We start from the raw sequence: 20,636 nt of genomic DNA, 5'->3' as shown, positions 1-20,636 counted from the left end.
GGCGTCTGTGCAGCGTGTGGCGTCGGGGGGCCGCATACCAAATCGCATATGACGGCTCGATATGGAGTCCCTGTAAGGAACAAAAGGGACATTTTCACAGCCTGTCAGGCTGGTGAACGGCGTTGGACCCCGCCCCGGGGACGGATGGGACCGGATGGGGGACGGGCGTCTCGGTGAGGCCGATCCTACGGTGCAGGCGGCGAAGAGGCGCGGGCGCCCACCAGTTGGCTCTTCCCGTCAGCCGCATCAGGGCGGGCACCAGAACCGCGCGGATCACCGTGGCGTCGACCGCGACGGTCAGCGCCATGCCGATGCCGAGTTCCTTGAGGAAGACGACCCCGCTCGTCGCGTAGGTGGCGAACGACAACGCGAGGATCACCGCGGCCGCGGTCACCAGCGGGGCGCCGCGGGAGACACCGGCCACGACCGAGCCGCGCGGGTCACCGGTGCGCTCGTGCTCCTCCTTGATCCGGGCCAGCAGGAGGATCTCGTAGTCCATCGACAGGCCGTAGGCGACGCAGAACATCAGGATGGGGATGCTCGGCTCGATCGAACCGGTCGGGGTGAAGGCGAGCGGGCCCGCCAGGTGGCCGTCCTGGAAGACCCACACCAGTGCGCCGAACATCACCGACAGGCTCACCAGGTTGAGCAGCGAGGTCTTCAGCGGGGCGACGACGCTGCCGGTCATCAGGAAGAGCACGACGAGGGTCACCAGCACGATCAGCGCCGCGACCAGCGGAAGACGGCCCGCGACGCCGTCGTGGTAGTCGGTCATCTCGGCGGGTGAGCCGCCGACGAGCACCTCGAAGGGCGCGGGCACCGCGCGTACGGCCCGAATCAGGTCGCCCGCGCCGGACTCCAGCCGCGCGGAGGAGGGCACGACGGAAAGCCAGGTTCCGCCACGGCCGTCGTGCGCGGTGAACCGCGCCGGGGCGGGGTCACCGGTCCTGCGCCCGCCGCCGAAGGTCCCGGCGGCCGAGTCGACGCGCACCACGCCCTCAAGCCGGGACAGGGCCGCGGCGTACGGCCCGGCCGCCGCGGCGTCGCCGGTGGGGGCGACGACCCGCAGGGCGTCGGCGTCCTCGGCGGCGAACCCCGTGCGGACCTGGTCGTACAGCAGGCGCGCCGGGGCCGAGGCGGGCAGTACCCGGTCGTCGGGCGCTCCGAAGCGCAGGCCGAGGAACGGCGCGCCGAGCAGGCCGAGGACGAGCAGCGCGGCGCCGCCGGAGATCAGGGGGCGCCGGGTCACCGCCAGCACGGCGCCGTACCAGAGGGAGGAGGAAGAGGGCGCCGGTCGGCGGCGCTCGACACGGGAGCCGAGCAGGACGAGCGCGGCGGGCAGCACGACCAGCGCGGCGGCCACGGCGGCGAGGACGACCGCGATCCCGGCGTAGCCGAAGGAGGCGAGGAAGGGAAAGGGGAAGACCAGCAGCACCGCCAGGGAGGCCGCGACGGTCAGGCCGCTGAACAGCACCGTACGGCCCGCGGTGCGCACGGTCGTGGCGACGGCGGCGCGGACCGGCGCGCCGCCGAGCCGCTCCTCCCGGAACCGGAAGATCATGAACAGGCCGTAGTCGACGCCCAGGCCCATGCCCATGACCAGGCAGACGTTGGCGGCGAAGGTGGAGACCTCGGCGAAGCCGAGCACCCCGCGCAGCAGCGCCAGCGATCCGGCCACGGCGAGCAGCCCGGCGCCGAGGGTGAGCAGCGCGGCGGCCAGGCGCCGGTAGACCCACCACAGCGCCAGCAGCACCATCGGCACGATGATCAGCTCGGCACGGGTGAAGTCGCTCCGCGACTCCTCCATCACCTGGCGGAACACCTCGTCGCCGCCGCCGACCTCGACCCTGACCGGGCCGGACGGGCCGGTGAAGGCCCGCGCCAGGCCGGGCAGGACGTCACGACGCACGTGGTCGGCGCTGCCGGGCACCCAGGCGAGGACGAGCGCGCCACGGGCGTCGCGGCTGCGCAGGGTGTCCTGGCCCGTGGTCCAGTACGACCAGACGTCACCGGCGCCGGGATGGGCGGCGAGCCTTCGGGTGAGGTCGCGACCGGCCGCGGCGACGCGGGGGTCGTCAACGGTGCCCTCGCGGGCGGTCACCAGGAGCGCGACGTTCGGCACCCCGGTTCCGAAGCGCTCGGCCAGGACGTCGCGGGCTCGCGCCGACTCCGAGCCGGGTGCCTCGAACCGGTTGAGGGACAGCCGTGTCATGGTCCCCGAGGCCAGGAGGGCCGCCACGACGGCGGCGATCACCCCGGCCGCGACCAGCCATGCCGGGCGCCTGGTCACGAGACCGGCGAGTCTGCTGAGCATGGATTCCCCCGTTGAAGTATTTTTACGAGTAGTCGCTCGCATCAAGCGAAGATTACGAGTGATTGCTCGTGTTTTTCAAGCGGGGTTCGAGAGAAAGGAGGCCGATGGCCGAGACGACGGAGGATCCACGGCCGCGCAGACGGCAGGCACGCGGGGAACGGCGCATGGCGGAGATCCTCGCCGCGGCGGCCACGGTGTTCGCCCGGCTGGGGTACGAGGCCGCGACCACCAACAAGATCGCGGCGGAGGCCGGGATCTCACCGGGCTCGCTGTACCAGTTCTTCACCAACAAGGAGGCCATCGCGCGGGCCCTCGTCCAGGGCTACCTCCTGGAGCTGGGACGGGCTCACCGTGGCGCGCTCGACCTCGCCGACCCCGCGGGGCTCGGCCTCGTGGAGCTGGTCGACCGGGCCGTCGATCCGATCGTGGCCTTCAACCTCGCCCACCCCGGCTTCAAGGCGCTGTTCGCGCGCCCCGACATGCCGCCCGAACTGGCCGCCGCGCTCGCGCCGCTCCAGACGGCGTTGCGGGCACGCGTCGAGCAGATCATCGGGGAGCTGGCGCCGCACCGGGACGGCACCGAGCGCGCCCGTGCCGCGCTGACCTGCGTGCACATCGTGCAGGGGGTGATCCCGCTGATCACCTCGGCGGACCCGGCCGAGCGTCCCCCGCTGACCGGGGAACTGAAACGGGCGCTGTGCGGCTACCTGGAGTCGCTGGTCGCGCGCCCGTGACCGCTCACTCCGTGGCGTGCTGCCAGTAGGGGTCGCGGTAGAGGACGACGGTGGTGCCGCGCAGGAGCTCGTCGGGGGCGGAGACCAGGACGAGTTCGCCGTTGGCCTCAAGCCCGCGCAGGACGTCGCGGACGCGGGGGCCGACCGGCAGCCGGCCGACGGGCAGTTCGAGGGTCGCGCGTACGGCGTCCGCGACCTGGGAGAGCCGGAAGGGCTCGGTCAGCGGGGTGATCAGCTTGCGGACGAGCTCCACGGTGATCACGGCTTCGGCCTCGGCGTAGGCGAGTTCCCAGCTGAGCTGCGCCTTGCGTTTGCCGGTTCCCGCGCACGAGGTGCAGGGCTGGGAGAAGTTCGGGGTGATCTGCTCGGTCGTGGTGCCCAGGCAGGTGGTGCACTGGTTGGTTTCCATGGCGTGCAGTTCGGCGGCGTCGCGGTCGGCCAGGTGTTTGCCGCACAGGCACAGGTAGCGTCTGAACCCGCCACGAACCACGAGGAGATCGTCGGCGTCGTCCGGAATCTCGTCCCACAGCGTGGTCATGGTGTGTTTTTTCATGATTTTGTGACTCTATCCACCTCAGCTCGTCTGACGCAGTTCAACGGGGACCACCCGCGTGGGCGTGTTCCACAGCCATTCCTCGGTGATGTAGGTCGCGGTCAGCAGCGTCATCAGGGCCAGGGCCCGCTCCGTCGAGGTGGACGGGTGCGCCCCGCAGTCGCCGAACCGGCACATCCACAGCTCGACCGGACTGTCGTCGCCGAGCTGTTCGTGCACCGACGGCCTGGCCACGCTGACGCCGTCCCGCCATATGTCGATCGAGCCGCTGGTCAGCGGAAAGCCCCCGGCGAGGACTCCGCCGCCCGAGGTGACGCGGCGGGCGACGGCGTCGTGCACCGGCAGTATGCCCTCGGCCTGGAAGAGCACGACGCCACCGCCGGGAGGGCTCGCGATCCGCACGGTCTCAAGGGGGGACTCGCGCTCGGCCAGCCGCAGTTCCCCGCCCCTGATCGGCGGGCACCACTCGGGCACCGCCCCCAGGCGGCGGACCACCTCCTCCTCGGTGACGCCGCCGACGAACGCGATGCAGAACTCCTCGTGGTAGTCCTCGTAGGAGAACATCATCTCGTCCACGGTCTCCTGGATCTCCCGCAGGTTCGGGCCGATCCGGGGAGCGCCGGGCAGGTGGGCGAAGAGGTCGGCCAGTTCGGTGAAGAGCGCCTGGAGGCCGGGGGAACGCCCGGCGATGCACGGCCTCCACGGGTCGGCGCCCGCCGCCAGCAGCAGCCTGACCGCCTCGTCCTGGCCGTGCCGTACGGCCTCCCAGAGGGGGGTCACCCCGTCGCCGTCGGTCGCGTCGACCCGCGCCCCCGCGGCCAGCAGCAGCCCGATCACCCGGACTGCGCCCTCCTGGGCGGCCTGGTGCAGGGGCGTCGAGTCCAGCCAGGGAAGCCGTTGCCCGGGGTCGAAACCCTCGGCCAGCCGTTCGCGGATCTCCTTCAGGTTCGTGTCGCTCCACGCGCCGGTGATCTCACTCCACTCGATGTCGCCCACTGTCACCCCATCTCTTCGCGATGACAGGATCAAATCACTCGAAGGCGACATTTTCGATCAAACCCATACGTGACAACCGGTCAGAGATCCGAGTCGTCTCCGGCAGGCGGTGCCGGGGGGTCAGGGCGAGAACGTTGTGACAGGCGGTTTCGAGGTCCACGCGGTGGCCGACCGAGACGAAGACCGGTTTGACGCCGTCCCGGGTGCGCAGCACGCGTCCGACCACCTCGCCGTCGAGGACCAGGTCGCTCCACGATCCCCGCGTGGTGCCCGGAGCCGAGTACGAGCCGACGAAGGCGGTCTTCCCGACGCCGATCGTGGGCAGGCCGGTCAGCACCCCCAGGTGACAGGCCAGGCCGAATCTGCGGGGATGGGCCAGGCCGTACCCGTCGCAGACGACGAGGTCGGGCGGAGAGCTCAGCCGTCCGAGTGCCTCGACGAGCGCTGGCATCTCCCGGAAGGCGAGCAACCCCGGCACGTAGTCGAAGGCCACCCGGCCGCCGACGACGACCTGCTCGACGACCTCCAGCGTCGTCCCGTCCAGTACGGCCACGGCCGCCGAGAGCCGTTCCCCCTCGTAGGCCACGTCCACCCCGGCGACCCTGGCGGGCCGCAGCGGGCCGGGACCCGTCAGGTCGACCAGTGGCCGCAGCTCGTCCTGGATCGCCTCGGCTTCGGCGATGGTGCGGGGCGTTCGTGCCTTCATATACACATGATCGCTATTTTTGACGCGTGACGCCGTACTCCAGGGCGGGACATCCCAGGACGCGAGGGAGAGTGACATGTCAGTTCTTGTGGCGTTCAGCGTGACTCCGATCGGCACCGGGGAGGACGTCGGGGAGCTCGTCGCCGAGGCCGTACGGGTCGTACGCGCCTCGGGACTGCCGAACCGGACGGACGCGATGTTCACCACCGTCGAGGGGGCGAACTGGGAGGAGGCCATGGCCGTGGTGCGGGACGCGGTCGCCGCGGTCGAGGCCCGGTGCGGACGGGTCAGCCTCGTGCTCAAGGCCGACATCCGCCGGGGCCGGGACGGCGGTCTCGACGCCAAGGTCGCCACCGTCGAGGACTATCTCGCCTGACACCCCGCGGGGGAGGAGTGGCGCCGGACCGTCGAGCGGACCGTGGTCACCGTCAGCAGCAGGGTCACCAGCGAGGCCACCGCGAGCAGGGCCAGGCTCAGGCCGTAGGAGCCGAGCCTGCCGTAGTCGAGTCCCATCACCAGTGGCGGGACGAACCCGCCCAGGCCGCCCGCCGCGCCGACCAGGCCGGTGATCGAGCCGACCAGATCGGCCGGGGCGACCAGGGTGACCAGGGCGAAGGTGGCCCCGCTGCCCGTGCCGAAGGCCGCGGCCATGGTCAGGAAGGCGACCGTGCCGGTGAGCGCGAGGGACGGGGTGAACGCCTGCGTCGTGGCGCAGACGGCGAGCACGGCGAAGACCGTGACCAGGACGGGAAGCGGTCCCGAACGGTCGGACAGCCAGCCGCCCAGGGGACGCGCCAGAACCGCGACGAGCACGAACCCGGCCATCCTGCGGGCGGCGTCCGCCTGTTCGAGGCCGTAGGCCGTCTGCAGGTAGACCGGCAGGTAGACCGAGAACGCGACGTATCCGCCGAAGGCCACCGCGTACAGGACGGACGCCTGCCAGGTGATCGGCAGCCGCAGCGCGGCGGCCATGCCCGACGACCCCGAGGGCGCAGAAGAGGGCCGTGCCCTCATCGGGGTGCGGGCCGTACGCCCGGGAGGATGCCGCAGGACGAGACAGGCGACGACGGCGTAACAGGTCAGCACGCCCGCCGTGAGCAGGAAGGGCGCCGCGGGACCGCCCGCCTGGGTCAGCCCGACCGTGGTCAGGGCGCTGATCGCCGTGCCGCCCATGCCGATCCCGAAGACGCCGACGGCCAGGCCACGGCGCTCTGGCGGGAACCAGGAGGTGACGAAGGGCACGCCGACGGCGAAGATCGTCCCGGCGACGCCGAGGCAGAGCCCGCCGGCCAGCAGCGCCGCCAGTGACCGCTGCCCGGCCAGGCCGACGAACAGGACCGGCGGTACGGCGGCGGCCGAGACGAGCGGGAAGGTCACCCTGCCGCCGAGCCGGTCGGTGAGGGCTCCGACGGGAATCCGGCCGAGGGAGCCGATGACCACCGGAACCGCCACCAGCAGCGCCTGCTGGGAGGCCGACAGGGAGAGCGTCCGCTTGAACTGCGGGCCGAGCGGGCTGAGCAGCGCCCATGCCCAGAAGTTCACCGTGAACCCCGTCGTGGCGACCGCGAGCATCAGCGCGGGGCGGCGAGCGCGGCCGCTCGCATCGGTCCGTACATCGTTCGATTTCATCGCCCATCCTTGTTGCGCTGGTTTGTGCACAGATGAGGTGGTCGTGAATCCCGTCATTTCTGACGAGTGAACGTGTTCCTGGATAATCCGGACCGCACTGTCCGGTGGAGAAGGCCGGCGGATCGCCGAGGCGGAGCAGAGCGATCCGCTGCCGAGGCGGAGCGTATCAGCTGGAATGAGGCCACGCTCCCCCCGCAAGGACCTTCACCTCCAAAAAGGACGCCGAAAGGCCGGAGGTCTCCGCGGCCGTACCGGGAACACCGGCCGGGGCTTCGCGAGTTAGGGGATCGGAGTCGTTTCTGGAGTGTTGTGAGGGTGTGGGCGAATGGCGGGAAACGGGCGGGCCGGGCGTCTGGTCGCGGGCGGGCTGGCGCTGGCGGCCGTGGGGTGGGCGCTGCGGGACGTCCCGGCCGCGCTCGGCGGTGGGGCGGCGGGCGAGCGGCTGGAGCGGATGCGCCGCTCACCGAGGTTCCGTGACGGCGCCTTCCACAACTCCGTCCCGGGTACGGCGATGCCGAGGGGCGACCTGGTGAAGCTCCTGGGCGAACTGCTTCGCGACCGTGACGGGCGCCGTCCTCCGGGGCGTGTCCCGGTGGTGGGCTCCCCCCTGGTCCAGCCGTCCGAGGACGGTCTCAGTGCCCTGTGGTACGGCCACGCCACGACGCTGGTCGAGATCGAGGGGCGGCGGGTGCTGTTCGACCCGGTGTGGAGCGAGCGGTGCTCCCCGGCGCCGGTCGGGGGTCCCAGACGGCTGCACCCGATGCCCGCGTCGCTGGTCGGCCTGCCCGCCCTGGACGCGGTGGTGATCTCGCACGACCACTACGACCACCTCGACATGGCGACGGTCCGCGCGCTCACCGCCCTGCAGCGGGCCCCCTTCCTGGTCCCGCTGGGCATCGGCGCGCACCTGGAGCGCTGGGGTGTGCCCGGGGAGCGGATCGTCGAGCTCGACTGGGAGGAGGAGACGCGGGTGGCGGGCCTGCGCTTCGTCGCGACCGCCGCCCGGCACTTCTCCGGGCGCACCCTGAGGCGTGACACGACGCTGTGGGGGTCGTGGGTGGTCGCGGGGGAGCGGCACCGGGTCTTCTACGCCGGAGACTCCGGATACTTCGACGGCTACGCGGGGATCGGCGCCGCGCACGGTCCCTTCGACCTGACGCTCATGCCCGTCGGGGCCTACAGCCCGAACTGGCCGGACATTCACATGAACCCGGAGGAGGCGGTGCGGGCCCACCTCGACCTGGGCGGCGAGCTGCTCCTGCCCGTGCACTGGGCGAGTTTCACCCTGGCCTTCCATCCGTGGGCGGAGCCCGCCGACCGTCTGTGGCGCGAGGCCAAGGCCAGGGACGTCCGCGTGGTCGTCCCGCGTCCCGGCGAGCGGATCGACGTCGGCGACGCTCCCGCCCCGGACGGCTGGTGGGAGCTGCTGGGCGGGTGACCTTTACTCCGGCCAACCGGCCGGGGTGTGGATTTGGTCGTTTCCGGACCGTTCCATGAAGAATCTGAGAGTCTTCTGGAACGGTGCAGAACCTCATGTGACAGGTGATGCCTGGCTTACCGCTGAGAATATGATGGGTCATCCTTTATCGTTCTATGGGCCGGTGACGGCCGTGCCTTCAGGCAGGGTGGCCCATGTGATCTGCCTGGGGGGACAGTGCCGGTGTTCCGCATGCGCGTGGTGAGGTCACCGATGCGATGAGCGTCGGCACCGGACCCGCGAGGCGCGCCCTCTACGACTACGAGCGGTTCAGCAGGCTGGCCGGGCCGATGACCGAGCCCGACCCCGGCGAGCCGTACCGGGTTCGCTACCGCTCACTGCTGGCGGGCGAACCGCACCGGGTGCGCGCGGTGCTGCTGATGGTCGCCGCGCTGCTGGTCGAGTTCACCCTGATGGTCTGGCTGCTGCTGCCCGCTCACTGGACGGAGCGTCCGGACCCCTACGGCGGGCTCCCGTGGTACCTGCCGGTCGCCGACCGGGTCATGCTCGTGGCGATCGCCCTCATCGAACTGTTCCGGCTGGTCAGCGTGGTCTCCAACGTCCACGCCATGCTCGCGGCCAGGGACCCGGTACCGGTGAGGCCGGAGCCCGGCGGCAGGGTCGCCTTCATCACCACCTGCGTGCCGGGCAAGGAGCCGCTGGAGATGGTCAGGCGTACCCTGACCGCGGCGCTGAAGATCCGTCACCAGGGCGTGTTCGACGTGTGGCTGCTGGACGAGGGCGACGATCCGGAGATCCACGAGCTGTGTGACTGGCTGGGCGCGCACCACTTCACCCGCAAGGGCGTGCCCGAGTGGAACCAGCCGAGGGGGCCCTTCAGGGCGAGGACCAAGCACGGCAACTACAACAGCTGGCTGGCCGCCCACGGCGACGACTACGACTTCTTCGTCTCGGTGGACACCGACCACGTGCCGTTGCCGGAGTTCTGCGAACGCATGCTCGGCTACTTCCGCGACCCCACGGTCGCCTTCGTCGTCGGCCCCCAGGTCTACGGCAACTACACCCTCGGCGTCACCAAGGCGGCCGAGAGCCAGCAGTTCCTCTTCCACTCCCTGATCCAGCGCGCGGGCAACCGGTACGGCGCGCCGATGTTCGTCGGCACCAACAACGCCGTGCGGATCAGGGCGCTCAAGCAGATCGGCGGACTGTACGACTCGATCACCGAGGACATGGCGACCGGCATCGAGTTCCACCGCGCCCGCGACCCGGAGACGGGACGGCGCTGGACGTCGGTCTACACCCCCGACGTACTGGCCGTCGGAGAGGGGCCGACGTCGTGGACCGACTTCTTCAGCCAGCAGCTGCGCTGGAGCCGGGGCACCTACGAGACGTTGCTGACCCAGTTCTGGCGGGCCGTCCCGCGTCTGTCGCCCGGCAGGCTGTTCAACTACACGCTGATGGTGACGTTCTACCCCATGTCCGCGCTCAACTGGCTGCTGGCCGGGCTGAGCGCCGTGCTGTTCATGGCGGTCGGCGGCTCGGGCGTGACCGTGCCGATGGACATGTGGCTCATGCTGTACGGCGACGCCGCGCTGCTGCAGATCATGCTCTACACCTGGAACCGCAGGCACAACGTCAGCCCGCACGAGCCCGAGGGCTCCTCCGGCGTCGCCGGGATGGTGATGTCGGCCCTGTCAGCGCCCATCTACGTGGCCTCGCTCGCCGGGGCCGCGCTGCGGCGCCCCAGCCGGTTCGTGGTCACCCCGAAGGGCGACTCGGCCAGTCCGGACCAGGTCGCGACCTTCCGCATCCACCTGTGGTGGGCGGCGGTGTTCGGCGGGGGCCTGCTGCTCAACGTCTTCTGGACCGGCCACCTGCACGTGGCCATGACCCTCTGGGGGGTTCTCGCCCTCGTGATCTGCCTGGGGCCCATGGCCGCCTGGGCGTGGACCTCTAGGAGAGGCCGATGAGCAGGCTGCGCAAGAACCTGGTCGTTGCCGCGATCGTGACCGTCGTCGTGGGGGTCAACCTGCCGGCCGTCGCGGGGTTCGCCTACCGGGAGTGGCACGACTACCGGATCAACCGGGACGACTACAAGGCGAGCCACGGCCACTGGAGCTTCCTGAACATCCCCGAGCGGTTCAAGGTGAACGCCATCCACGCGGCGCTGCTGCACACCGGCAAGGTGCTCATCGTCGCGGGCTCCGGCAACAACATCGTCAACTTCGACAAGGGCACCTTCAAAACCCTGCTCTGGGATCCGGCCAAACCAGGACAGCCGGGCGAGTTCAAGCTGGTCGACACCCCCGTCGACCTCTTCTGCTCCGGGCACGTCATGCTGCCCGACGGCAAGCTGCTCATCGCGGGCGGCACGCTGCGCTTCGAGGTGCTCAAGGACAAGGTCAAACGGGCGGCCGGGCCGCTGGTGGTGAAGAACGAGAACCCGCACATCACCAAGCACCTGCCCGCGGGCACACTGGTCGCCTCCCCAGACGGGCGGCTCTACCGGACCACCTCCATGATCATGGTGCCGCCCGCGACGAAGACCGAGACCGGGGTGCGCGGCAAGGCGCGGGTCACGCCCAGTGAGACCAAGGTGTTCGCCGAGTCGGTGGCCGAGGGCGCCATCGGGGTGATCAACGCGGCCGACGGCTCCGTCAAGTACGAGATCCAGGGACTGACCACCGACAGGGAGAAGCGCAACCTGTACGCCATGGGCGGCGGTATGACGCTCGACAAGCAGGACTTCCAGGGCATCAAGGACGCCTTCGAGTTCGACCCCGTGACCGAGCGGTACACCAGGGTCCCGGACATGGCCGAGGGCCGCTGGTACCCGACGCTGACGGCCCTGCCGGACGGCAGGGTGATGACGGTCTCCGGGCTCGACACCGTCGGGAAGGTCACCAGGGACAACGAGATCTACGACCCGGCCACGAAGAAGTGGAGCCCCGGCCCCCGGCGCTTCTTCCCGACCTACCCCGCGCTGTTCCTGCTCGACGACGACACGCTCTTCTTCTCCGGGATGAGCGCGGGGTACGGCCCCGGCCAGCTGTCGATGCGTCCCCCCGGCGTGTGGGACTACCGCCACGACACCGACCGCCTGGTGTCGACCCCCGGGGCGCCCGGCGGCCTCGCGCCGGACGAGATGGAGGCTTTCACCCCGGTTCCCGGCCTGCCCGAACCCGAGCTCAACGAGACCGGAGCCTCGGTGCTGCTGCCTCCCGCGCAGGACCAGAAGATCATGGTGCTGGGCGGAGGGCCGGTCGGGGAGCGCCAGCCCGGCCAGAAGAACGCGACAGACCGGACCGCCATCATCGACTTCGAGCAGCCCGCGCCCCGTTACGTCCGCGGTCCCGACCTCTCCCACCCCGTTCGCTACTCCTCGGCGGTACTGCTGCCGGACGACACCGTGTTCACCTTCAACGGTTCGAGCGACTACCGGGGCAGAGGGGACAGCAACATCCTGCGGGCGGAGTTCTACGATCCGCGGGTCAACGCCTTCCGGCAGGCCGCCGCACCCGCCGTCGGCCGCAACTACCACGCCGAGGGCCTGCTGCTTCCCGACGGCCGGGTGCTCAGCATGGGCTCGGATCCGCTCTTCGGCAACGGGGAGGGCTCGGTCCCCGGCAGCTTCGAGCAGCGGGTCGAGGTGTACACCCCTCCCTACCTGCACAACGGCGAGTCGCGTCCGGTGTTCACCGACGGCAGGCAGCAGGTGAAGCTGGGCGGAAAGGCGGGCTTCAAGACCCCCGACGCCGAGCGCATCACCGAGGTGCGCTTCATGCGGCCCAGCGCGGTCACCCACGTCACGGACGTCGAGCAGCGCTCTATCAAGATCGACTTCACCCGGGTGTCGAGCGGCATAATCGTCACGCTCCCCTCCAACCCCGCACTGATGCCGCCAGGCTGGTACATGATGTTCGGAGTCACGCAAAAGGGAACACCGTCCCAGGCCCGCTGGGTCCACGTCCTGGACGGTCGAGCCTGAGGAGCCCGATGAACAGCTACGGCCGCGCCGCCGCCGCGCTCGCCCTCGCCCTGGCGACGGCCTGTACGGCGGCCCCGGAGCCGTCAGCCGTACGACCGCCCGCCTCCACCGGAAGTGGCGCGGGAGCCGCGGGGGAGGACGTCCGCTTCTACGTGGACGACGAGGGAGCGGCCGCCAGGGAGGCCAGGAGGCTGCGCGAGGAGGGCAAGACCCAGGAGGCGGAGCTGATCGGCAGGATCGCCGAACGGCCGAACGCCGTCTGGATCGGCGACGCCGACCCCTCATCCCGGGTCGCGGCCGTCACGGAGAAGGCGGCCAAGGCGGGCCAGGTGCCGGTCCTGGTGGCCTACCACATCCCCGACCGCGACTGCGGCCAGTTCTCCGCGGGCGGCGCCGCGAACCCCGACGAGTACCGCTCCTGGATCCGCCGCTTCGCCGAGGGTGTCGCCGACCGGCCCGCCTGGGTCATCCTCGAACCGGACGCGCTCGCTCACATCCTCGACAACTGCACCAAGGGCGGCAAGGCGGATGAACGGCTCGACCTGCTCAGGGACGCCGTCGAGACGCTCAAGAAGCAGCCGAGAACCAGGGTCTACCTCGACGCGGGCAACGCGGGCTGGATCAGGGACCCCGGGGCCTGGGTCGATCCGATGCGGCGCGCCGGGGTCGCCACGGCCGACGGGTTCGCCTTCAACGTCAGCAACTTCTTCACCGTCGAGGAGAGCGTCGCCGTCGCGGGACGGCTCTCCGACGCGCTCGGCGGGGCGCCGTACGTGATCGACACCTCGCGCAACGGCAACGGGTCGCCACAGGGCGCGCAGGGTGACGACGCCTGGTGCAACCCGGCGGGCCGGGCCCTGGGCACGGCGCCGACCACCCGGACGGGCCGCGAGCGGGTGGACGCCTTCCTGTGGGTCAAACGACCCGGTGAGTCGGACGGCGAGTGCCACCGGGGCGAGCCCGCGCCCGGAACGTGGTTCCATGACTACGCACTGGAGTTGGCACGTAACGCCAAGTAGTCAGTGAATTCGTTACCTCCCGGATCTTGTCGGTGAAGTTCCGACTGCTGGACATTGACAACTGTTGTCAATCTTCATCGGCCTTCGGGAGTCCCCCTCGATGAACAGATGGAAGACAGTCCTCATCGCCATGGCGGTCGCCGTACCCTCCGGCGTCATGCCCGCGGCGGCCGCGCGAACCGCGGCCGCCCCGATGCCCTCCTCGTCGTCCGCCCCGGTCGTGAACGAGGAGACCCAGCCGGTCTACTCACGCGCCGACGCCCTGACGGAGACCGTGTTCGTCGAGGTCGCCGGAGTGGACAGCGACCGTGACGGCAGCCCCGACCGGGTCGCCGTCGACATCATGCGGCCAAGGGAGACCGCGTCCGGGCTGAAGGTCCCGGTCATCATGGAGTCCAGTCCCTACTACGCGGGCACCAACACCGTGGTCAACCACACGGTGGACCTCGACGCCTCCGATCCCTCGGGCATGGACTACCGCCGCAACAAGCTCGACGGCATGGGTGAGGCGATCTTCGGCTCCGAGGAGCGTCCCCCGACCTCCAGGGCGGTCGCGCCGCCCTTCCGCGGCTACTACGACAACTACTTCGTCCCGCGCGGCTACGCCGTCGTGCTGGTGGAGAACCTCGGTTCCGGGCGGGCAACCGGGTGCCCGACCTCCGGCCTGGAGAACGAGACGGCCGGGCCCAAGGCGGTGATCGACTGGCTCAACGGCAGAGCCCGGGCCTTCGACGCCTCGGGCGGCCAGGTCCGCGCCGACTGGTCGACGGGCAATGTCGGCATGATCGGCGTCTCCTACAACGGCACGCTCGCCAACGCCGTCGCCGCGACCGGGGTCAAGGGTCTCAAGACCATCGTGCCGATCGCGGCGATCTCCTCCTGGTACGACTACTACCGCGCCAACGGCGGCGTGGTCGCCCCCGGGGGCTACCAGGGCGAGGACACCGACATCCTGGCCCGTTACGTCCTGACCAGGCAGAACGCCGAGCAGGCCTGCGGCGCTCTGGTCGACTCGATCGAACGTGACCAGGACCGGGTGACGGGGGACTACTCCCCGTTCTGGGCCCGGCGCGACTACCTCAACCACGTGCGCGGGGTCCGCGCCTCCGTCTTCGCGGTCGCCGGGCTCAACGACTGGAACGTCAAGACCAAGCAGACCGTCCAGTGGTGGAACGCCCTCGCCGCCCAGGGGGTGCAGCGCAAGATCTGGCTGCACCAGGGCCCCCACTTCAACCCCTTCTCCTTCGCCGCCCGCAACGCCGAGTGGCTGCGCCAGCTGCACCACTGGTTCGACTTCTACCTGTACGGCCTGCGCAACGGCATCCTGGACGAGCCGAGGGCCGACGTCGAGTCGGGGCCGGACCAGTGGGCCCAGTACGCCACCTGGCCGCTTCCCGGCACCCGCGACGTCCGGCTGAACCTCGGCGCGGGGGCGGGCGGCCGCAACGGCACACTGAGCCCGCGGCGCTCGCACGGCCGCGCCGTCGAGTCCTTCACCGACCAGGGCGGCCGCACCGCCGGTCAGCTCGCCCAGGACGTCGCCACGACCGATCCGAACCGGCTGGCCTACCTGTCGGAGCCGGTGAGCGGGCAGGTGCGCCTGTCCGGCACGCCGAAGGCGCGGGTCAAGGCGGCCTTCGCGGCGGGACGCTCGCCGTACCTGACCGCGTTGCTCGTCGACTACGGCACCGACACCCGTGCCACCGGCGGCGTGGTCTTCGGCCAGGAGCCGGTCTGCTACGGACAGGGCGTGCCGGGGGACACCGGCTGCTCCTACCTGGCCAGGCACGTCACGGAGACAGCCTCCTACAAGATCATCACAAGGGGCTGGCTCGACGTGCGCAACCGCCACTCCGCGGCCAGGACCGAACTGCTGAAGGAAGGCAGGTTCTACGACTTCGACTTCGACCTGCAGCCCAGCGACTACGTGGTCAAGCCCGGCCACCGGATCGGCGTCGTGCTCATCTCGACCGACCGTGACTTCACCCTGCGCTTCCCGGCGGGGACCAGGGTCTCGGTCGAACCGGGTGCGGGTTCGGTCACCCTTCCCCTCGTCGGGGGCCGCGGCGCCCTCGGCTGACGGAACGCGCCCTCCGGCCCTGCCGGAGGGCGCAAACCCTTGACCTTCACATCAATGTGAAGGTTTTACCCTCCTCTCGCGGTCGGCGGCGCACCATGGTCAACGATCAACCGGGCACGCCGACGCCCGGACTGAGACGTGAGGGGAGCCAAGCGGATGAGCGACGAGGGAAGGCGCCGGCACGGGGTGTCCGAACCCGCGCCGGCGAAGGCGGAGCCGGGAGGCGTGGTGGTCATCGGCGCGGGGCCGGGGATCGGGCGCTCGGTGGCGGCACGGTTCGCGCGGGAGGGACTGCCGGTCGCCCTGGTGGCCCGTACGGACAGGACCGTGAAGGCGGTGGCCGAGGCGATCGCCCCAACAGGGGTCCGGGTGGTCGCCCTGACGGCGGACAGCGCCGACGAGACGGCGCTGCGGGAGGCCCTCGACACGGCGGCGGCCGAGATCGGCCCGCCGGATGCCGTGGTCTACAACGCGGCGATCGTCCGCCCGGACGAGCCCGGTGAGCTGTCCGTACGGGAGCATCTGGACATCTGGTCGGTGAACGTCATCGGGGCGCTCACCGCCGCCGCGCACGTCGCGCCCGGGATGGCCCGGCGCGGCGGCGGCTCGTTCATCGTCACCGGAGGGATGCCCGAGCCCAAGCCCGACTACGTGAGCCTCTCGCTGAGCAAGGCGGGGGTGCGCACGCTGGTCGCGCTGCTCGACGGGCGTTACGGAACCTCGGGCGTCCACGTGGCCAGTGTGACCGTCGGGGGCGTGGTCGCCCCGGGGACGGACTACGACCCGGACGACATCGCCGAGCACTACTGGCGGCTGCACACCCAGCCGCGTCAGGAGTGGGAGCACGAGGTCGTCCACGGGGCCTGAGGCCGCCCGAGATCGCCCGAGATCACCCGAGATCACAGCCCGGTGACGATCAGGCGGTCGCTGTCGGTGTTGCGGATCCGCAGGGGGGCGATCCGCTGGTATTCGGGGGAGTCGTTCCACGCGCGGGCGGTCTCGGCGTCGGGGAACTCAAGGACGACGATCCGGCCGGGCTCGGGGTCGCCTTCGAGGACCTCGACGGCTCCGCCCCGTACGAGATAGCGGCCGCCGTACGGTTCGAGGGTCGCCTGGACCTGGGCGCGGTACTCCGCCAGCTCCTCCTCGTCGCCGGTCGCCTTCACCTTCGCGATCACATATGCGGTCATGGGCCTCACCGTACCGGGAGGCGTTCCGCGGTCCCCGCCGCGGGGAGGGGCCGCGGAACGCCCCGGCCTTCACCGGCGGGACGTCACAGGCCGAGGGCCCGGGCGGCCAGCGCGGTCCCCCGCACCCGCGCGGTGATCTTGGCGAACGCGGTGTCGCGGGAGGTCGAGGTGTCGTCGGCGAAGGGGGAGAACCCGCAGTCGTCGCAGGTGCCGAGCTGGTCGGCGGGGATGTGGCGGGCGGCGGCCAGCACCCGGTCACGCACCTGCTCGGCCGTCTCGACCAGGGGGTCGATCGGGTCGATGACGCCGACGAAGACCCTGACGCCGGGGCGCAGGGCGCCGCCGATGAGGCTCAGCACCCGTTCCTGGTCCGGCTCACCGGCCAGCTGGACGTAGAAGTTGCCCGCCTGCAGCCGGAAGAGCGTCGGCAGCAGGTCCGCGTAGTCGACGTCGAGGCTGTGGGTGGAGTCCAGGTCGCCGCCGGGGCAGGTGTGCACGCCGATCCTGGCCCGCTCCTCCTGGCTGAAGCGTTCGAGGACCCGGTTGTTGAGCTCGACGAAGTCCCCGAGCAGCCCGCCGCTCGGGTCGAGCTTGAGCGAGAGCCGCCCCTCGGTGAAGTCGAGTTGCACGGCGTGCGCGCCCGCCTCCAGGCAGCCTCGGATGTCCGCCTCCGCCTCATCGACCAGGTCGTCGAGGAAGGCCTTGCGCGGATAGTCGTCGATGCCGTCGGCCGGGTAGAGCAGGCTCAGCGCGGACGGGGCGATGACCGCCTGCTTGACCGGCAGGCCCGTGTGGCTCCTGGCCTGCCTGAGGTACTTCTCCGCGTGCACCGCGTAGCGGAACGGGCCCGAGGTCAGGCACGGCAGCTGCCGGGTGTGGCCGTCGGCGAAGGGGATGACGGCGCCGTCGGGGCGCAGCCCCGCCAGGCCGGTGATCGGATAGGTGGCGAAGCTCGGCTTGGACTGCTCGCCGTCGACGAGGACGGGGGATCCGGTCCCCTCCAGGCGTGTGATCGTCTCCGCGACGGCCTCGGCCTGCCGTGCGGCCAGTTCCTCGTCGCCGATCCGGCCGTCGGCGTGTCCGGCCAGCGCGGCGAGCAGTTCCGGAGGCCGGGGGATGCTGCCGATCGGTTCGGTGGGGATCGTCATGCCGCGAGCGTAGATAACGATGCGTGTTCCATCAATCACTCGTCGGTGGAGATGATTACACCCCGAGATGTGGAACCTCCGCCCACGGATGTGGAACATCCGCGCACCTGGCCCCGCTCACGGCGCGTCGCCGTCCCGCCCTTGAGGAACGGCGGGCGGTACGGCCCTGCCGGTCGTCAGGTCGATGACGCGGCCGTTCCCGCCGGTCGCGGTGAGCGCCGCGGCGAACAGGACGAGCTGGTTGAGGAGCTTGAGGAAGACGAGCATCGCGGCGGCGCCCGCCACGACCTGGTAGGCCGGGTTGGCCGCGGTCATGCCGATGTAGAGCTGGCCGAGGGACTTGAGGATCTCCAGCCCGACGGTGATGAGCAGGGCCGGGCCGATCGCCCTGCGCGGGGGCAGCCGCAGCCTCGGCGGCCCGCTCAGCAGGGCGAACGCCAGCAGCGTGTTCACCCCGAGCCCGATCAGGAAGGCGGCGGCCGACAGCAGCCACTTGGCCGGGGCGTCGTCGGTGCCCACGGTGTGCGCGACCAGCCAGCTCAGCATCTCCCCGGTGACGAACGCCAGGGTGAGCGTCAGGGAGAGCAGCAGTCCCAGCCCGGCCAGCACCCCCAGGTCGATGAGCTGGCGCAGAAGGAGCACGCCCGGATACTGCTCCAGGCGCCAGATGGCCCTGATCGCCGAGCGCAGCGTGTCCATCCAGAACAGGCCGGTCAGCGGAAGGCCGACGAGGGCGATCATCCCGGCCGTGCTCTGCGCCTCACGCAACGCCGCCACGTCCAGGCGCGGGAAGTTCTCACTCAGATAGTCCTGTACGGCCCGCACGACCTCCGGCGTGTCCAGGACGTGCCCGATGATCGCGAAGCCGAGCAGGCCGAGCGCGAAGACGGCGAAGAACGAGTAGTAGGTGAGCGCCGCGGACAGGCGCCCGCCGTCCACCTGGTCGTAGCGCACGGCGGCGCGCGCCAGATGGTCGAGCCATCCGTGGCGGCGGCGGGCCCGTGCCCACGCCTGGGTGATCCTTCCGGACAGGCGCCCGGTGAAGCTGACGACCGTCATGACAGGGCCTCGCCCCGGGGCCGTGCGGCACGTCCCAGGGGGTGTGGCCAGGGGCCGGATGTCACGGAACGCGACGGAATCATCCCGGAAGTCTGGCAGAAGCCCCGCTCCCAACGGCACCCCGACACCCCGTCGCACGCGGCCTTTCCGGGCTTTTGTCCCCTACGGCGCAGGAGATCGGGGACGTCCCCCGGCCGTTGTGCCGGGGCCGTTCGTGCTGATGGCGTGTCCCGGGTACCGGGGGCGGCCAAGGCGCGAACAGCCTCGTCCGGCGTGTCGTCCCCCCGACGGGGGGTGGGGTCAGCGCCACCACGATGGACCGGCCCGCCGGATCGAAAGGCCCGGCGCCGATCCCTAGTTTGATGAGCGTCCGGTGACACCGACCGAAGGAACACCCATGAGGAAGACTCCCCTGCGTCGCGGCCTGCTGGTGGCGGTCGCCCTGGGCGCCGTGGCGGCCCCCGCGCTGGCCACTCCCGCCCTGGCCGCTCCCAAACCGGCGTCGGAGACATCGGAGGAGCGGGTCGTCGCGGGCCTTGAGCGTCACGCCCACCCACTGCGCGGCACCCGACCGGACACGCCGGGACATGATCTGAAGGCGCTGTCGGCGCTGGTCCGTGACGCGGAGATCGTGGGAATCGGCGAGGCCACCCACGGTTCCAAGGAGCTGTTCACCCTGCGCCACCGGCTGTTCCGGCACCTGGCGACCACACAGGGCTTCACCACCCTCGCCCTGGAGGCGCCCTGGTCGGCCGGTGTCCGCCTGGACGAGTACGTGCGCACCGGCAAGGGCGACCTGCGCACGATCCTCAAGGAGGAGGGCGAGACCACCGGCGGCGTGTGGAGCACCGAGGAGTGGCTGGACCTGTACTCCTGGATGCGCGACTACAACCGCACCGCCCGCACCAAGCTCCGGGTGATGGGCTTCGACCTCAGTGACGTCCACCCGCAGCAGTACCGGCGGATCCTCGACTGGGCCGAGGAGCACGAGCCCTCGATCCTGCCCGAACTGCGCCGCCGCTACGCGAAGCTGCTCGCCCTTCCCGGTGGTGCGAAGGAACGGGTCGACGCGCTGACGGCTCTTCCCCCGGAGCGGCTCAAGGCCGTGGCCGAGGACGCCGAAGCCGCTTACCACCTGGTCGAGAAGGCCGCCAAGGTCAACCCCTACGTGCTCCAGGAAGCCCGCGTCATCCACCAGATGACCAAGGTGTACGCATCGGAGGGGTCCGAACTGCACCTGAACCGCGACCGGTTCATGGCGGAGAACACCATGTGGTGGAAGCGGCAAACCGGTCTGAAGATCGTGGCCGCCGCGCACAACGGGCACGTGACCTACCTCTCCCCCTTCCCGCAGCACTACCCCGTCACCCAGGGGGCCCGGCTACGTGCCATGGCCGGGCGCTCCTACGTCGCCATCGGCACCTCCATCCACAGCGGCGGATTCCGGGCCATCAATCCCGACAACGGCAAGGCGGAGAACTTCGACACGGGGGTCGCGGGGCCGGACAGCAACGAGCACATCCTCGACAAGGTGCGCCATCGCGACTACTACGTGAGCCTGCGCCAGGCGGAGCGCGACCCGGCCACGCGGAAGTGGCTCGGCACCGCCCGCCCGACGTTCACCGTGCCGGCCACCTACCTGCCCGACATGCTCAAGGCACCACTGGCCCTGGGCCAGGCGTACGACATCGTGGTTCACCTCCACCGCGTCAAGGCGGCCGATCCGCTGTGAGGACGCCTGAGGCTCCCGGCGCACGGAGCCGGAACGGCCGCTGAATCCGG

At 70.8% G+C, this 20,636-nt stretch carries 17 protein-coding genes; 9 read left to right on the top strand and 8 right to left on the bottom strand.

Annotated features, from left to right (window positions below; all coding sequences use genetic code 11):
• Nucleotides 1-94: 94 nt before the first annotated feature.
• Entirely contained in the window at nt 95-2,314 is a 2,220-nt protein-coding gene (locus ABT340_RS23810) for an MMPL family transporter (RefSeq protein ID WP_352013012.1), read from the bottom strand.
• 104 nt (nt 2,315-2,418) lie between these two features.
• Here ABT340_RS23810 and ABT340_RS23805 point away from each other — a divergent pair, with 104 nt between their 5' ends.
• The gene (locus tag ABT340_RS23805; RefSeq protein WP_352013011.1) at nt 2,419-3,048 is read left to right on the top strand and encodes a TetR/AcrR family transcriptional regulator; all 630 of its coding nucleotides are present in this window, start codon (nt 2,419-2,421) and stop codon (nt 3,046-3,048) included.
• Nucleotides 3,049-3,052: 4 nt separating this feature from the next.
• Here the strand turns inward: ABT340_RS23805 and ABT340_RS23800 are convergent, their stop codons facing one another.
• From ABT340_RS23800 to ABT340_RS23790, 3 genes are read right to left on the bottom strand one after another with little or no spacing between them, the layout of a single operon-like run.
• Entirely contained in the window at nt 3,053-3,601 is a 549-nt protein-coding gene (locus ABT340_RS23800; protein ID WP_352013010.1) for a hypothetical protein, read from the bottom strand.
• Between the two features lie 21 nt (nt 3,602-3,622).
• The gene (locus ABT340_RS23795; protein ID WP_352013009.1) at nt 3,623-4,603 is read right to left on the bottom strand and encodes an ankyrin repeat domain-containing protein; all 981 of its coding nucleotides are present in this window, start codon (nt 4,601-4,603) and stop codon (nt 3,623-3,625) included.
• A 28-nt stretch (nt 4,604-4,631) separates the two neighbouring features.
• Nucleotides 4,632-5,303 (bottom strand): endonuclease V, encoded by a 672-nt coding sequence (locus ABT340_RS23790; RefSeq protein ID WP_352013008.1) that lies wholly within the window; start codon nt 5,301-5,303, stop codon nt 4,632-4,634.
• Between the two features lie 76 nt (nt 5,304-5,379).
• Between ABT340_RS23790 and ABT340_RS23785 the strand changes: the two genes are divergently transcribed.
• Nucleotides 5,380-5,679, top strand: a complete 300-nt coding sequence (locus tag ABT340_RS23785; RefSeq protein ID WP_352013007.1) for a thiamine-binding protein — start codon at nt 5,380-5,382, stop codon at nt 5,677-5,679.
• Here ABT340_RS23785 and ABT340_RS23780 read toward each other — a convergent pair.
• Nucleotides 5,667-6,932 (bottom strand): MFS transporter, encoded by a 1,266-nt coding sequence (locus ABT340_RS23780; RefSeq protein WP_352013006.1) that lies wholly within the window; start codon nt 6,930-6,932, stop codon nt 5,667-5,669. The two genes, ABT340_RS23785 and ABT340_RS23780, sit on opposite strands and share 13 nt — an antisense overlap.
• Nucleotides 6,933-7,257: 325 nt before the next feature.
• On the opposite strand from ABT340_RS23780, the gene ABT340_RS23775 reads away from it, so the two are divergent.
• From ABT340_RS23775 to ABT340_RS23750, 6 genes are all read left to right on the top strand, one after another.
• Complete coding sequence (locus ABT340_RS23775; protein ID WP_352013005.1) at nt 7,258-8,370, top strand: MBL fold metallo-hydrolase; 1,113 nt, start codon at nt 7,258-7,260, stop codon at nt 8,368-8,370.
• Nucleotides 8,371-8,627: 257 nt separating this feature from the next.
• The gene (locus ABT340_RS23770) at nt 8,628-10,340 is read left to right on the top strand and encodes a glycosyltransferase family 2 protein (RefSeq protein WP_352013004.1); all 1,713 of its coding nucleotides are present in this window, start codon (nt 8,628-8,630) and stop codon (nt 10,338-10,340) included.
• A complete protein-coding gene (gene glxA, locus ABT340_RS23765) occupies nt 10,337-12,358 on the top strand; it encodes a radical copper oxidase GlxA (RefSeq protein ID WP_352013003.1) in 2,022 nt (673 codons plus the stop codon). Before ABT340_RS23770 ends, glxA begins: the two co-directional genes overlap by 4 nt.
• 8 nt (nt 12,359-12,366) lie before the next feature.
• Complete coding sequence (locus tag ABT340_RS23760; protein ID WP_352013002.1) at nt 12,367-13,377, top strand: glycoside hydrolase family 6 protein; 1,011 nt, start codon at nt 12,367-12,369, stop codon at nt 13,375-13,377.
• A 100-nt stretch (nt 13,378-13,477) separates the two neighbouring features.
• Nucleotides 13,478-15,457 (top strand): Xaa-Pro dipeptidyl-peptidase, encoded by a 1,980-nt coding sequence (locus ABT340_RS23755; protein WP_352013001.1) that lies wholly within the window; start codon nt 13,478-13,480, stop codon nt 15,455-15,457.
• Between the two features lie 156 nt (nt 15,458-15,613).
• Complete coding sequence (locus tag ABT340_RS23750) at nt 15,614-16,324, top strand: SDR family NAD(P)-dependent oxidoreductase (RefSeq protein ID WP_352013000.1); 711 nt, start codon at nt 15,614-15,616, stop codon at nt 16,322-16,324.
• A gap of 32 nt (nt 16,325-16,356) precedes the next feature.
• Here ABT340_RS23750 and ABT340_RS23745 read toward each other — a convergent pair whose 3' ends face one another.
• The 3 genes from ABT340_RS23745 to ABT340_RS23735 all read right to left on the bottom strand — a co-directional run bounded on the left by ABT340_RS23745 (nt 16,357) and on the right by ABT340_RS23735 (nt 18,854).
• Complete coding sequence (locus tag ABT340_RS23745; RefSeq protein WP_352012999.1) at nt 16,357-16,647, bottom strand: DUF1330 domain-containing protein; 291 nt, start codon at nt 16,645-16,647, stop codon at nt 16,357-16,359.
• Nucleotides 16,648-16,730: 83 nt separating this feature from the next.
• Nucleotides 16,731-17,795: a cobalamin-independent methionine synthase II family protein gene (locus ABT340_RS23740; protein ID WP_352012998.1), complete on the bottom strand. Its 1,065-nt coding sequence runs from the start codon at nt 17,793-17,795 to the stop codon at nt 16,731-16,733.
• Between the two features lie 117 nt (nt 17,796-17,912).
• Nucleotides 17,913-18,854 (bottom strand): YihY/virulence factor BrkB family protein, encoded by a 942-nt coding sequence (locus ABT340_RS23735; RefSeq protein ID WP_352012997.1) that lies wholly within the window; start codon nt 18,852-18,854, stop codon nt 17,913-17,915.
• Between the two features lie 397 nt (nt 18,855-19,251).
• On the opposite strand from ABT340_RS23735, the gene ABT340_RS23730 reads away from it, so the two are divergent.
• Nucleotides 19,252-20,586, top strand: coding sequence for an erythromycin esterase family protein (locus ABT340_RS23730; RefSeq protein ID WP_352012996.1), 1,335 nt, complete (start codon nt 19,252-19,254; stop codon nt 20,584-20,586).
• Nucleotides 20,587-20,636: the final 50 nt, after the last annotated feature.

It is taken from the genome of Streptosporangium sp. NPDC000239 (assembly GCF_040300765.1).
Classification (GTDB): Bacteria; Actinomycetota; Actinomycetes; order Streptosporangiales; family Streptosporangiaceae; genus Streptosporangium.
Note: the sequence above shows the minus strand (reverse complement) of the source record. Positions and strands in the feature narration are given on the sequence as shown.